The following is a 14,198-nucleotide window of genomic DNA, read 5'->3' on the forward strand; positions in this document are numbered from 1 at the left end:
CGGGGGCACTCCGAACGCGGGGGCTCCCCAGGCAGCCGCGCCCGGAGCGGGGCTCCCGGCACGGGGGCCCGCGGTACGGGGGCCATCGGTACGGGGGCCCGCGGCACGTGGGCGACGGCAGCCCTCAGGGGCGTTGGCAGCCCGGGCACCAGAAGAGGTTGCGTCCGCCCAGGTCCGCCGTGCGCACCTCGGTGCCGCAGATGTGGCACGGTCGCGCGGCCCGGCGGTAGACGTACACCTCGCCGCCGTGGTCGTCCTCACGCGGCGGGCGGTTCATCGCCTCCGGGGTGTGCTCGGGGCGGACGGTGTCGATCCGGTTGAGCCGCACGCCCTCGCGCATCAGTTCCACCAGGTCCGACCACAGGGCCTGCCAGGTGTCCCGGCTCAGTTCCCGCCCGGCCAGGTAGGGGTGCACGCCGTGCCGGAAGAGGACCTCGGCGCGGTAGACGTTGCCGACGCCCGCGATGACCTTCTGGTCCATCAGCAGCGCGGCGATGTTGGTCCGGCTGCGGGATATCCGCGCCCAGGCGCGGTCGGGGTCGGCGTCGTCCCGCAGCGGGTCGGGGCCGAGCCGGTCGGCTATGGCCTGCTTGTCGGCCTCGGTCAGCAGTGCGCACGCGGTCGGGCCGCGCAGGTCGGCGTAGGCCAGCTCGTTGACCAGGCGCAGCCGCACCGTGCCGGTGGGCGGCGGGGCGGGAACCCGGCCGAAGCCGAGCTTGCCGAACAGCCCGAGATGGATGTGCACCCAGCCGAGGTCGGACGGGTCCGGTGTTCCGGCGGCGAAGCCGAGAAAGAGGTGCTTGCCGACGGCGTCGGTGCGGACGAGCACCCGGCCGTCGACGAGGGCCGCACCGTCGCTGAACTTGCCCTGCGGGCTGGACGCCACGACCGGCCGTCCGGCGAATCGTTCGCCGAGGTCGGCGGCGAGCCGGTGGATCGTGTGCCCCTCGGGCATGGCGGGCTCCTGCGGGCGCCGCCGGACGCGGGCCGGACGCGGCCGAGTGCGGCGGCCGGGCTCCGGCCGCGCGAACGGTCGGTCTGCGGTCGGGCGGTACGTCTGCGATCCGGGCGTCCGCCGGGTGGCGGACGCCCCGGGAATCAGTCCTGCTGCGGGTGGTGTGCGGGAATGTCCGGAAGCTTGCCCGACGCCTCGTAGATGCTCAGCATGTCGATGCGGCGCTGGTGCCGCTCCTCACCGGTGAAGGAGGTGTCGAGGAACACCTCGACGAAGCGCTGGGCCTCTTCGGTGCTGTGCATGCGGGCGCCGACGCTCAGCACGTTGGCGTTGTTGTGCTCCCGGCCCAGCTGCGCGGTCTGCTCGCTCCACGCGAGCACCGCGCGGATCCCGCGGACCTTGTTGGCGGCGATCTGCTCGCCGTTGCCGGACCCGCCGATCACGATGCCCATGCTCTCGGTGTCGTCGGCGGTCCGCTCGGCCGCGCGCAGGCAGAAGGGCGGGTAGTCGTCCGCCGCGTCGTAGATGTGCGGCCCGCAGTCGACGGGCTCGTGACCCACCTCCTGCAGCCACTCCACGAGGTGGTTCTTGAGTTCGTAGCCGGCGTGATCGGAGCCCAGGTAGACGCGCATGCGACGAGTGTGACACGGGTGGGGCGGTGTTTCCGAGCCGGGTCACTCCGGCTGGAGCGTGCGCTTCGCCTGCTCGTGGGCGGTCGGCCCGGAGGCCTCCGCGCCGACCGGCTACGAGACGTTGACCTGGTAGGACGTCTGTCCGCGGTGGAAGCCGAGCCGGCGTCCGCGGTACCGCTCGCCGGGAGAGGTGGCGGACCTCCGTCGCGGGCCCGGACGGACGACGCCGCTGGGTGGCCCCCGCCCGGGCTCCGTAGACTGGCTGACGTGAGCGACACCCCCGGCAACCCCGGCCCCCAGGACCCCGACTCCGGGCCTCCCGACACGTCCGACGCCTTCGCGGACATCGTCGGGGAGGAGACCACCCGCGATCCCGATCTGGCGGTGATCGAGGCGGGCAGCCGCACGCTGCGCACCCAGTCCTCACCGCAGGGCGACGTGGTGCCCACCCGGCCGACCGACCCGGAGCTGGACCGGGCGCTGCGGGAGGTCGAGAAGGAACTCGCCGCACGCTGGCCCGAGACCCGGCTGGAGCCCTCGCTGGACCGGATCAGCGCCCTGATGGACGTGCTCGGGGAGCCCCAGCGGGCCTACCAGGCCATCCACATCACCGGCACGAACGGCAAGACCAGCACCGCCCGCATGATCGAGGCGCTGCTCGGCGCCTTCGAACTGCGCACCGGCCGCTACAGCAGCCCGCACGTGCAGTCGGTCACCGAACGCATCAGCATCGACGGGACGCCCGTCCCGGCGGAGAAGTTCGTCGAGACGTACCGGGACATCCAGCCGTTCGTCGAGATGGTCGACGCCGGCCAGGAGCACCGCCTCTCCTTCTTCGAGGTGCTCACCGCGATGGCCTACGCGGCCTTCGCCGACGCGCCCGTGGAGGTCGCCGTCGTCGAGGTCGGCATGGGTGGGAGCTGGGACGCCACCAACGTGATCGACGCCCAGGTCGCCGTGGTCACCCCGATCGCCCTGGACCACACCGACCGGCTGGGCGGCACGCCCGAGGAGATCGCCGCGGAGAAGTCCGGGATCGTCAAGCAGGACGCCACGGTGGTGATGTCCCAGCAGCCGGTCGGGGCCGCGTCCGTGCTGCTGAAGAAGGCCGTCGAGGTGGACGCCACCGTCGCCCGCGAGGGCATGGAGTTCGGCGTGGTCAGTCGGGAGGTCGCCGTCGGCGGCCAGCTGGTGACCCTGCGCGGCCTGGGCGGCGAGTACCCGGACCTGTTCCTGCCGCTGCACGGCGCGCACATGGCGCACAACGCGGCGGTGGCGCTGGCGGCGGTCGAGGCGTTCTTCGGCATCGGCTCCGTCCACGACCGCACGCTGGACGTCGACGTGATCCGGACCGCGCTCGCCTCCGTCACCTCCCCCGGGCGGCTGGAGCTGGTGCGCACCAGTCCGTCGGTGCTGCTGGACGCGGCGCACAACCCGGCGGGCGCGCAGGCCGCCGCCACCGCGATCGGTGAGGCCTTCGCCTTCAGCCGGCTCGTCGGCGTGGTCGGCCCCAGCGCCGACAAGGACGTGCGCGGCCTGCTGGAAGCCCTCGAACCGCTGCTCGCCGAGGTCGTCGTGACCCGCAACGCCACCCCCCGCGCGATGGACGTGGACGCGCTGGCCGCGCTCGCCGTCGAGGTGTTCGGTGAGGAGCGTGTGGTGGTCGAGCCGCGGCTCGACGACGCACTGGAGGCGGCGATCACACTCGCCGAGGAGGAGGACGAGTACGCCGGAGCAGGGGTGCTCGTCACCGGGTCCGTCATCACCGTCGGTGAGGCCCGCCTGCTGCTGGGGAGGGACGGCTGATGCGCACCCTCTGCGCCTCCACCCTGATCGGGGAGTTCTTCGTCATCGGCCTCGCCGGGCTGGTCGCCATGCAGCTGTCCGACCACGGCACGGGAACCGTGTGGCTGGTGTGCGGTGTCGCGATGGCGCTGTGCCTGCTGCTGTGCGGCATGATCACCCGGCCGGGTGGCCTGCAACTGGGCTGGGTCCTGCAGGGGGGACTGATCGCCGCGGGCCTGGTGCTGCCGGTGATGTTCTTCCTCGGACTGGTGTTCGCCGGCCTGTGGTGGGCGTCCATCCACTTCGGACGGAAGATCGACGAGGCCCGGGCCCGGTTCGCCGCCGACGCGGCCTGACGTCCTCCCGGGTCCGGATACCGGCGCCCTGATCGCTCCCTGTAATCTCGGCGCATTCACACCCGTTTGCAGCAAGGAGCCGCGACATGAGCCAGCGCACCCTCGTCCTTCTCAAGCCTGACGCGGTGAGGCGCGGCCTGGTGGGCGAGATCCTCCGCCGGATCGAGAGCAAGGCCGGCTGGGAGATCAGCGCGCTGGAGATGCGCACGCTGGACCGCGGCATCCTCGAGCAGCACTACGCCGAGCACCAGGGCCGCCCCTTCTACGAGCCGCTGGTGGAGTTCATGTCCTCCGGACCGTCCGTTGCCATGGTCGTCACCGGGGAGCGCGTCATCGAGGGTGTGCGCGCGCTGGCCGGCCCGACCGACCCGATCCAGGCCACTCCCGGCTCCATTCGGGGTGACTTCGGCACGATCGTCCGGGAGAATCTCATTCACGCCTCGGACTCCGAGGAGTCCGCAGAACGGGAAATGAAGATTTTCTTCCCCGGCCTCTCCTGACGGCGTGTCACCGTCCGCGCGGGACTTGACCTGGGGCGACCGAGGGAACTCGATCGCCCTTTGGTATACGCGCGGACGGGCCGGGAACGAATCACCCGGACACGACGTCACCAGAGAAGGGGACGGCACGTGTTCCGCGGACAATGGTCAGTAGCCCTCGCGGCGCGTTCGAACGGACGCGACTACGATGGGGGCATCTGGCGGACAGTGCCTCCGCGCCGCCCCGCAGCGCATCCTGCCCTCCCCTCGTAACCACCGCTTCTGCTGGAAGGCCAGACGTATCCTCATGGCGAACAACATGTCGTTCATCGGCCGTGACATGGCAATCGACCTCGGGACTGCCAACACGCTGGTGTACGTCAGGGGTCGCGGGATCGTCCTGAACGAGCCATCGGTCGTCGCCATCAACACCAACACCGGGGGCATCCTGGCGGTCGGTGCCGAGGCGAAGAAGATGATCGGACGGACCCCGGGCAACATCGTGGCGGTCCGCCCACTCAAGGACGGCGTCATCGCCGACTTCGAGATCACCGAGCGCATGCTGCGCTACTTCATCCTCAAGATCCACAAGCGCCGCTACCTCGCCCGCCCCCGGGTCGTCATCTGCGTCCCCTCGGGCATCACGGGAGTGGAGCGCAGGGCCGTCATCGAGGCGTCGACGCAGGCCGGTGCCCGGCAGGTGCACATCATCGAGGAGCCCATGGCCGCCGCCATCGGCTCGGGACTGCCGGTGCACGAGGCCACCGGCAACATGGTCGTCGACATCGGCGGCGGCACCACCGAGGTCGCCGTGATCTCCCTCGGCGGCATCGTCACCGCCCAGTCCATCCGGGTGGCCGGCGACGAGCTGGACAACGCGATCATCCAGCACATCAAGAAGGAGTACAGCCTCCTGCTCGGTGAGCGGACGGCCGAGAACATCAAGATCACCATCGGCTCGGCGTACGACCTGGAGAAGGACGAGCACACCGAGATCCGCGGCCGGGACCTCGTCAGCGGACTGCCCAAGACGGTCGTCATCTCCGCCGCCGAGGTGCGCAAGGCCATCGAGGAGCCGGTCAACTCGATCGTGGACGCCGTCAAGACGACGCTGGACAAGTGCCCGCCCGAGTTGTCCGGCGACATCATGGACCGCGGCATCGTGCTGACCGGCGGCGGTGCCCTGCTCCGCGGCCTCGACGAACGGCTACGCCGCGAGACGGGCATGCCGATCCACATCGCCGAGGAACCGCTGGACTCGGTCGCGCTCGGTTCCGGCAAGTGCGTCGAGGAGTTCGAGGCGCTCCAGCAGGTCCTGGACTCCCAGCCGCGCAGGTAACCCGAACGAGGGGTCCGTCGCTCAGGCGACTGCCCCACGGGCGGCAGCTCGTTGTACAGCCCGGTTGTACAGCCCACAGGAAACGGTTCCACAAGGGGAAAGGCACGGCCGTCACACGTGAGGGACACACGAGAGAGCCGGCTGCTGCTCGTACTGCTGGTCGCCGTCGCGTTCGCACTGATCACCATGGACCTCCGCGGAGGTGACAGCTCGCCGCTGGACCGCGCACGGCACAGCGCCGCCACCGTGTTCGGGCCGGTGGAGAACAGCGTCGCCACCGCCGTCGACCCGGTCGGCAACGCCATCGCCGCCGTCCGCGACTCCGGCGACCGGCACGGTCGCATCGCCGTCCTGGAACGCGAGAACGCCGAACTCAAGCAGCGCCTCGGCTCCGACGCCCGCAACAAGACCCGCGCAGCCGAACTCGACAAGCTGCTCAGGACCGCGGCCGCCGGCCAGTACGGGGTCAAGGGCGCCCAGGTCATCGCCATCGGCGCGGCCCAGGGCTTCTCCTGGACGATCACCATCGACATCGGTGAGCGGGACGGCGTCACCCGGGACATGACCGTGCTCAACGGCGACGGCCTGGTGGGGCGCGTCACCACCGTCGGCCCCAGCACGTCCACCGTGCTGCTGGCGACCGACCCGGACTTCACCGTCGGCACCCGGATGGAGAAGACCGGCGAGATCGGCTTCGCCAACGGCCGCGGCGACAGCGCGCTCACCGTGCAGCTGCTCAACGCCAAGGCGTCGGTCAAGCGCGGCGACCGCCTGGTCACCTTCGGCTCCAGCAACGACAGGCCGTTCGTGCCCGGCGTGCCCGTCGGCGAGATCATCCAGGTCAGCCCCAGCAGCGGTGACCTGACCCGGACGGTGCGGGTGCGGCCCTACGTCGGCTTCAGCAAGCTGGACATCGTCGGAGTCGTCGTGCAGCCCCCGCGCGAGGACCCGCGCGACATGGTGCTGCCCGACCCGCCCAAGGCCAGGCCCACCCCGACCGTCACCGTGACCGTCACCCCGGGCGCGGAGAACGCCCCCGACCCGCAGGGCGCGGCCGAGCCCCAGGACCCCGCCGACCCCGCAGCCCCGGCCGACCCGCAGCAACCTGACGACCCACAGGATCCGGCAGGTCTCGCCGGCAACCGGCAGAACGCCGACGACCAAGACGCCGCCGAGCAAGGGGACTGAATCGATGCGGTTCAACCGGATGCTGCTGTCGACCACGCTGGTGGTCGTCGCCCTGATCATCCAGGTCAGTGTGCTCGCCAGGCTGCAACTGCCCGGCGCCACCCCCGACCTGCTGTTGCTGACCGTACTGGCCTTCGCCCTCGTCTACGGCCACACCGGGGGCGCGCTGATCGGCTTCGGCGCCGGACTGCTCGCCGACCTCGCACCCCCCGCCGACCACGCGGTCGGCCGCTACGCGCTGGTGCTGTGCGTCGTCGGCTACGCGGCCGGCCTCACCAAACCCGAGACCGGCCAGCACCGCAGCGCCACCGGCCCGATGCTGGTGGTCGCCGCCGCGGCGCTCTCCTCGACGCTGCTCTACGCCGGCGTCGGCGCGCTCGTCGGTGACACCGCCGGCCGGCACGTCGGCCTCGGCGGGCTGCTGCTCACCGCCACGCTGTACGACCTGCTGCTCGCGCCCTTCACCGTGCCGCTGATCATGGCGCTGGCCCGGCGGGCCGACAACGACCCGCTCGCCGAGTCGGCCCCGGGCTCCGCCAAAGCCGGCGGTGAGGGCACCTTCGGCCTGATGGGCGCCGGCGGCGGCCGGCTCAACGGGCGGCTGTCGAAGAGCGGGAGACGCGGCACCGGCTACGGAGGCGGCGGCGGTTCCCTGCTGGGCCGCCAGGCCCGTAGCCGGGTCGGCCGCATCAAGGGAGTCAAACGACTGTGAGCGAGGGGGCGTTGTGAGCAACATTCCGGAGACCGGGCGCACGACCCGCGTCACCATCCGACTTGTCGCCATCCAGATCCTGGTCTTCTCCCTGCTGCTCACGCTCGGCGGCCGGCTGTGGTACCTCCAGATCCGCAACGGCGACGAGTACGAGAAGGAGGCCGCCGGCAACCACGTGCAGCAGGTCGTGCAGCCCGCCACCCGCGGCGCCATCCTCGACGCCCGCGGTGTGCCGATCGCCGACAACGAGACCCGGCTGGTGGTGTCCGCCAGCCGCACCGACCTGATGAAGATGAAGGACGACGGCGAGGCCGTGCTCACCCGGCTCGCCGAAGTGCTGGGCATGTCCTACAAGGACGTCGCCGACAAGGTGCGGCTCTGCAACGCCGAGACCCCCCAGCCGTGCTGGAACGGCTCGCCGTACCAGCCGATCCCGATCACCGACGAGGCCACCACCCAGCAGGCCCTCCAGATCCGCGAACGGGCCGAGGACTTCCCCGGCATCACCGCCGAGCCCACCGCGATGCGCCGCTACCCCGCCCCCTACAAGGCGGGCACCTCCCAGGTCCTCGGTTACCTGTCGCCGGTCACCGACGAGGAGGTCAGCGAGGCCCAGGACACCGACTCGCCGCTGCTGCGGTCCGACCAGATCGGCCGTTCGGGACTGGAACGTACCTACGACCAGGCCCTGCGCGGCAGTGCCGGCGTCGCCCGCTACGAGGTGGACAAGCTCGGCCGTGTCATCGGTGAGGCCGAGAGCGACAAGGGGGAGGCCGGCTCCACGGTCGTCACCAGCATCGACTCCCGCGTGCAGGCGATAGTGGAGAAGCAGCTCAGCAAGGCCATGAAGGTCGCCCGGACGGAGACCGACAAGATCACCGGCCGGCCCTACGAGGCCGACTCGGGCGCCGCCGTCGTCATGGAGACCCAGACCGGGCGCATCGTCGCGATGGCCTCCAACCCCGCCTACGACCCCAACGCCTGGGTCGGCGGCATCAACGCCAAGACGTACACGAAGCTCACCGGCAAGGACTCCAACTTCCCGCTGCTCAACCGCGCCATCCAGGGGCAGGCGGCCCCCGGCTCGATCTTCAAGGTCGTCTCCACCGCGGGCGCGGTCAACGCCGGTTACCCGTTCGACGACACCTACAACTGCAGCTCCTCCTACACCCTCGGCAACCAGACCTTCAAGAACTTCGAGTCCCAGGGCCACGGCCCGATCAGCCTCGGCCGGGCGCTGGAGGTCTCCTGCAACACCGTCTTCTACGCGCTCGGCCACCGCGAGTGGCGAAAGGACGGCGGGCTCAACCCGAAGGAGCCGAACGAGTACCTCTACAAGGCCGCCAAGGGCTTCGGTTTCGGCGAGGAGACCGGCATCGACCTGCCCAACGAGGTCACCGGCCGCATCCCGGACCGCCAGTGGAAGAAGGACTACTGGAAGGCCAACAAGGACGGCTGGTGCAAGCAGGGCAAGTCCGACTCCGACGACTACGTCACCCGGCTCGCCCGGGAGAACTGCGTCGAGGGCATGAACCTGCGGGCCGGCGACAGCATCATCTACGCCATCGGCCAGGGTGACACGCTCGTCACCCCGATCCAGATGGCCACCGCCTACGCCGCGATCGGCAACGGCGGCACGCTGCACCGCCCCCGCGTCGGCAAGGCCATCATCAGCCCCGACGGCCGCACCGTCGAGGAGATCAAGCCGGAGAAGCGCGGCAAGGTGCCCGCCACCGCCGGCACGCTGCGCAAGCTGGACTCCGCACTGCGCGGCGTCGCCACCCGGGGCACCGCCGCCTGGCGCTTCGGCGACTGGCCGCACGACAAGATCCCGATGCGGGCCAAGACGGGTACCGCCCAGGTGCAGGGCAAGCAGACCACGTCGTGGCTGGCCACCTACACCGACGACTACACCGTCATCATGACCATCTCCCAGGCGGGCACCGGCTCCGGCGCGTCCGGTCCGGCGGTGCGCAACATCTACGACGCGCTGTACGGAGTTCAGGAGGACGGCTCCATCAAGAAGAAGCAGGCGCTGCTGTTCACGCCGCAGAAGAAGCTGCCCACGATCGGGTCGGACGGCAACATCAAGGCGCAGCGCACCAAGGCGTCCGTCGTCAAGGCATGGCGCGACGCGGAGTTCTCATGAGCACCCACTCCTTCGACAGCAGCCGGTACGGGCCCCAGACCACCTGGGCCAAGCTGACCGCCCGTGACTCGCTGGCCCGGCGACTCGACTGGACGCTGCTGCTGGCCGCGCTGACTCTGTGCGCGTTCGGCGCCCTGCTGGTGTGGTCCGCCACCCGCAACCGCACCGAGCTGACCGGCGGCGACCCCCACCAGTTCCTGGTCAAGCACCTCGTCAACGCCGGTATCGGCCTTCTGATGAGCGCCGCGGTGCTGTGGCTCGGCCACCGGCGGATGCGGTCCGCGATGCCGTTGCTGTTCGTGGTGTCCGTCGTCCTCGTGGCGCTGGTCTACACGCCGCTGGGCGCGACGATCAACGGCGAACGGGCCTGGCTCGACCTCGGTGGCGGGTTCTTCCTCCAGCCCTCGGAGTTCACCAAGGTCACCATCATCCTGGCGATGGCCGTGGTGCTGTCCGCGAAGGTGGACGCGGGCGACCGCACCTATCCCGACCAGCGCACCGTGCTGCACGCGCTGGCGCTCGGCGCCCTGCCGATCGCGGTCGTCGCCGACCTCGGGCAGGTCATGGTGATGTCGGTGATCGTGCTCGGCGTGCTGTTGGCGTCCGGCGCGTCGAACCGCTGGGTCATCGGCCTGGTCACGGCCGCGGTGTGCGGAGCCGTCGCGGTCTGGCTGCTCGATCTGCTCGACGAGTACCAGCTCAACCGGTTCGCGGCGTTCGCCAACCCGGCCCTGGACCCGTCCGGCGTCGGCTACAACACCAACCAGGCGCGAATCGCGATCGGTTCCGGCGGGCTCACCGGCAAGGGGCTGTTCGAGGGCACCCAGACGACCGGCCAGTTCGTGCCCGAGCAGCAGACCGACTTCATCTTCACCGTGGCCGGCGAGGAGCTGGGCTTCCTGGGCGGCGGCCTCATCATCGTGCTGCTGGGCGTCGTGCTGTGGCGGGCCTGCCGCATCGCGCTGGAGGCCACCGACCTCTACAGCACCATTCTGGCCGCGGGCATCATCGCCTGGTTCGCCTTCCAGTCCTTCGAGAACATCGGCATGGCGCTCGGCATCATGCCGGTGGCCGGTCTGCCGCTGCCGTTCGTGTCCTACGGCGGAACGTCGATGTTCGCCGTCTGGATCGCCGTCGGCATACTCCAGTCGATCCGCATACAGCGCCCGATGTCGGCCTAGGCGGTCGATCCCTGCGCCCACCGGCCCGGACGGCCTGCGGGCGCAGGGACTGACCGTCCGGTGCGTGATGCCGGGCGACGCGGTCAGTTGCTCGTTCCCTGGCTGTCGCCCGTGGTCTCTTTCTTGTCCAGCGGGCGGATCGTGATCCTGGTGGCCATGCTCGCCTCCTCCCTGCGTGCTGGCGCTAACATGCCAACGTTGCCACAGCGGCTCCGGCAGTCAAGTCGGTTGTCAGTTACGGGAGTTGAGCGCCTGTGCAGGAGCGGAACGGGGCGGCTGCCGAGCTGTTACGGCCGCGCGTCAAACCCGAGCACCGCCCCTATCTGACGGTCGACGGACACGTGCGCATCGGAAGCGTCATCCACGGCATCGGGGCCGAGATCGAGGACCCGGAGGGCTGGGTGTGGGCGCTGACCCAGGCGCTGGACGGCAGCCGCACCCCCCGCCAGATCGCCGCCGACGTCGCCCGCGACCACGCCGCTCCCGACGAGGACGACGTGCTCCGGGCCATCTGCGACCTGCGGCGCGCCGGGTTCCTGGAGGACGCCGCGGCACCCGTCCCCGCCGAGTTCTCCACGCGCGAGCGGGAACGCTACGGCCGCGGCGTGTCCCTGCTCCGCTGGATGGACTCCTCCGCCCGGACGAGCAGTTGGGACCTGCAACTCGCCCTCTCCCGGGCCCGCGTGCTGCTGATCGGCCTCGGTGGCGCGGGCGGGACCGCGGCCCAGGGCCTGGTCGCCTCGGGCGTGGGACAACTGCACTGCGTGGACTTCGACGTGGTCGAACTCTCCAACCTCAACCGCCAGGTGCTGTACCGGGAGCGGGACATCGGCCGGAGCAAGGTGGAAGCGGCCGTGGAGTCGCTGCGCGCCCTGAACTCCGACGTCGCCGTGACGGGCGAGGCAGGTGAGGTCCGCGACGTCGACGACCTGCTGCGCCTGCTGCGGCCCGGCACGGACCCGGGCCGGAGCTACGACCTGCTGGTCCTGGGCGCGGACCGGCCGGCCGCCCTGCGCGCCTGGACCAACCGGGCCTGCCTGGCCGCCGGCACCCCCTGGATCGACGGGGGCTACCAGGGACCGCTCGTCACGGTCGGGGCCTACCTGCCGGGCCGGAGCGGATGCCTGGAGTGCTTCAGGACCACGCAGGCACACTCCCGCGACCTTGGACTCCCGCCCGGCCGGCATCCGGACACCGTCTCACCGCGCATGCCCTGGAGCCCGGTGAACGCCGTCACGGCCTCACTCGCGGGCGCCCTGTTCGTGTACGCCGCACTCGCGGTGCTCACCGGGGTACCGTCGCTCGGCCCGGGGTTCCGGCTCGAGTTCAACCTCATGCTGCCGGGAGAGCCGGGCCTGGAACCGGTCGCCCGTCGGCCCGACTGCGTCGTGTGCGGTGAAACCGCCCCATGACGCGGGGCCGGGGGGAGAACGCGGGGATCCGGGTCCGGCCCGACTCGCGGATGCTGCCGCACCGGCCGAGCAGGCGGGCGGACCTCGACGAGTGGATCGTGGGCCGGCGGGAGCCCCGCGTGTTGGTCGCCCTGCCCGCACACGGTGTGCCGGCGCTCGCCCTGCTGGAACGCGGGCTGAGCGGCCCTCTGCCTGGCGGGGTTCGCCGCCTTCACCGTCCCCGCGGAGACCTGCCTGGTCATCCGGGCGTGCGCACGACTGGCCGCGCCCGGCTCCGTGCTCGACGTGTCCGACGCCGTCCTGACGCTTGCCGCCTTCGTCGCCGTCCACACCCTCCGGCCCGTCACCCGGTGGCGTCAGCACCGGTCGTGGCGTGCCACCACAGAAGAGAGGAAACCCTTGTATGCGTGACATCGTGCGTGACGTCTTCGACGCCGCCGACGGAACCCGCCTCGAACAGGAGGCCTACACACCGGACTTCATGGAACGCTTCTGGCGCATCGGGGGTGAGGGCTTCTGGAAGCTGGAGCGGATGCAGCACTACGACGAGGGCGACTTCCCGAGCTGGCTGGCGTTCCGCGAGGGCGAGTGGGAGGCGTCCCTGCGGCACATGGAGGAACTGCGCCCGGAGTACGAGCAGTACTTCGGGAGGATCAGGGGCGCGGGCTTCGGCCACCACCGGGTGCGGGTCGTGGAGCGGCCCGTCACCCCCTACGTGCAGTGGGAGCTGAACATCCTGCACGTCAAGCGGGAGTACGGGGAGAACGTCTCCGTGCTGGAGGCGGACCGGGTCGCACGGCACGAGCCGCGAGGGCCCCTGCCAGAGTTGTGCGTCCTGGGTACCGAGGCCGTCTACGTGCTCGACTACACCCCCGACGGCGTGCCCGACGGCGCCACCCGCTTCACCCGGCCGGACGTCGTGGAGCGCTCCCGCACCTTCGTGCGCCGGCTGTACGCGGCGGGGGAGGGGCTGGAGACGTACTTCCCGAGGGAGATCGCCCCCCTGGCGGCACCGCGCGGGTGAGCGGCGCACCTCACGGCGCTGGCCGGGCGACGGGGGCCGGGACGACGTGGGTCAGGTGAGCGGCCCGGGAGTCCCCGGGGGCTCGGGCAGGCGCAGGGCGATCATCGCCACGTCGTCCCGCCCGGCACCGGCCGGATCGGCGAGCAGCCCGTCGCAGAACGACTCGACGGGCACCCCCGCCAACGACGCAGCCAGCCCGGCCAGCCGCCGCAGCCCCTCGTCGAGGTCCTCCCCGGGGCGCTCCACCAGGCCGTCGGTGTAGAGCAGCAGGGTGCCGCCCGGCGGCAGCGGACAGGTCGCGCTGTCCCTGGGCTGCTCGGGCAGCGGCCCGCCCAGCAGCAGGCCGCGGCCGTCCCAGAGGAAACGGGTCGCACCGTCCGGACCCACCAGCAGCGGCGGGGGATGACCGGCCACCGAGTAGTTCAGCCGCCGTGCACCGCCCGCCGGACCCTCAACGCGGGCCAGCACACAGGTGGCGGTCCCCTCCTCAGCGTCGAGGGTCTGCGCGCTGACGTCCAACCGGCGCAGCACGTCGCCCGGAGGGGCCTGGCGGTCGACGGTCAGACCGCGCAGCATGTTGCGCAGCCTGCTCATGGAGACGGCGGCGTCCAGGTCGTGCCCGGCCACATCGCCGATGATCAGCGTCGTGCTGCCGTCGGGCAGCACGAAGGAGTCGTACCAGTCCCCGCCCACCTCGGCGGCCGACGGACTGGGCAGATAGCGGACGGCGATCTCCAGGCCCGGCACGTCCGGCGGATCGGTCAGCAGACTGCGCTGCAACGCCAGCGCGACCCGCTGACTGCTCTGCAGGCGCAGCGCATGGCTGAGCGGCGCGTGCGCCTGCTCGACCAGTTCCCGCATCAGGTCGCGGTCCGCCGCGCCGATCGGCTTCCGCGCACCGCAGGCGAACGCCGCGACCACCGCCGCCACCGCCCCGTCCACCATGACCGGCAGCAGCACGCCGCTGTGCGCCCCGGTCCGGGCCA

13 protein-coding genes are annotated in these 14,198 nt (G+C 71.3%); 10 read left to right on the forward strand and 3 right to left on the reverse strand.

What is annotated here, in order from left to right; genetic code table 11:
* Window positions 1–124 precede the first annotated feature (124 nt).
* On the reverse strand, window positions 125–955 hold the full coding sequence (locus ACYVE9_RS05655; RefSeq protein ID WP_461026600.1) for an Fpg/Nei family DNA glycosylase: 831 nt from the start codon (window positions 953–955) through the stop codon (window positions 125–127).
* A gap of 143 nt (window positions 956–1,098) precedes the next feature.
* Window positions 1,099–1,587: a ribose-5-phosphate isomerase gene (locus ACYVE9_RS05660; RefSeq protein WP_461026601.1), complete on the reverse strand. Its 489-nt coding sequence runs from the start codon at window positions 1,585–1,587 to the stop codon at window positions 1,099–1,101.
* A 267-nt stretch (window positions 1,588–1,854) separates the two neighbouring features.
* Here ACYVE9_RS05660 and folC point away from each other — a divergent pair, with 267 nt between their 5' ends.
* The 10 genes from folC to ACYVE9_RS05710 all read left to right on the forward strand — a co-directional run bounded on the left by folC (window position 1,855) and on the right by ACYVE9_RS05710 (window position 13,212).
* Window positions 1,855–3,393 carry a bifunctional tetrahydrofolate synthase/dihydrofolate synthase gene (gene folC, locus ACYVE9_RS05665; RefSeq protein WP_461026602.1) on the forward strand — a complete coding sequence of 513 codons (1,539 nt, stop codon included), beginning with the start codon at window positions 1,855–1,857 and terminating at the stop codon, window positions 3,391–3,393.
* Window positions 3,393–3,728, forward strand: coding sequence for a DUF4233 domain-containing protein (locus ACYVE9_RS05670; RefSeq protein ID WP_461026603.1), 336 nt, complete (start codon window positions 3,393–3,395; stop codon window positions 3,726–3,728). The genes folC and ACYVE9_RS05670 overlap by 1 nt, the downstream gene beginning before the upstream one ends.
* Before the next feature lie 86 nt (window positions 3,729–3,814).
* Entirely contained in the window at window positions 3,815–4,228 is a 414-nt protein-coding gene (ndk, locus tag ACYVE9_RS05675; protein ID WP_461026604.1) for a nucleoside-diphosphate kinase, read from the forward strand.
* A gap of 298 nt (window positions 4,229–4,526) precedes the next feature.
* Window positions 4,527–5,546 carry a rod shape-determining protein gene (locus tag ACYVE9_RS05680; protein ID WP_461026612.1) on the forward strand — a complete coding sequence of 340 codons (1,020 nt, stop codon included), beginning with the start codon at window positions 4,527–4,529 and terminating at the stop codon, window positions 5,544–5,546.
* A gap of 117 nt (window positions 5,547–5,663) precedes the next feature.
* The gene (mreC, locus tag ACYVE9_RS05685; protein WP_461026605.1) at window positions 5,664–6,734 is read left to right on the forward strand and encodes a rod shape-determining protein MreC; all 1,071 of its coding nucleotides are present in this window, start codon (window positions 5,664–5,666) and stop codon (window positions 6,732–6,734) included.
* Window positions 6,735–6,738: 4 nt separating this feature from the next.
* Window positions 6,739–7,446, forward strand: a complete 708-nt coding sequence (gene mreD, locus ACYVE9_RS05690; protein ID WP_461026606.1) for a rod shape-determining protein MreD — start codon at window positions 6,739–6,741, stop codon at window positions 7,444–7,446.
* Window positions 7,447–7,459: 13 nt separating this feature from the next.
* Window positions 7,460–9,595: a penicillin-binding protein 2 gene (gene mrdA, locus ACYVE9_RS05695; protein ID WP_461026607.1), complete on the forward strand. Its 2,136-nt coding sequence runs from the start codon at window positions 7,460–7,462 to the stop codon at window positions 9,593–9,595.
* Window positions 9,592–10,776: an FtsW/RodA/SpoVE family cell cycle protein gene (locus ACYVE9_RS05700; RefSeq protein WP_461026608.1), complete on the forward strand. Its 1,185-nt coding sequence runs from the start codon at window positions 9,592–9,594 to the stop codon at window positions 10,774–10,776. The genes mrdA and ACYVE9_RS05700 overlap by 4 nt, the downstream gene beginning before the upstream one ends.
* Window positions 10,777–11,030: 254 nt before the next feature.
* A complete protein-coding gene (locus ACYVE9_RS05705; protein ID WP_461026609.1) occupies window positions 11,031–12,188 on the forward strand; it encodes a HesA/MoeB/ThiF family protein in 1,158 nt (385 codons plus the stop codon).
* A 403-nt stretch (window positions 12,189–12,591) separates the two neighbouring features.
* Window positions 12,592–13,212, forward strand: coding sequence for a DUF6879 family protein (locus ACYVE9_RS05710; RefSeq protein WP_461026610.1), 621 nt, complete (start codon window positions 12,592–12,594; stop codon window positions 13,210–13,212).
* Window positions 13,213–13,263: 51 nt separating this feature from the next.
* Here the strand turns inward: ACYVE9_RS05710 and ACYVE9_RS05715 are convergent.
* On the reverse strand, window positions 13,264–14,198 hold a 935-nt coding region (locus ACYVE9_RS05715; protein ID WP_461026611.1), incomplete at its 5' end, for a PP2C family protein-serine/threonine phosphatase.

Source organism: Streptomyces sparsus, from assembly GCF_054776295.1.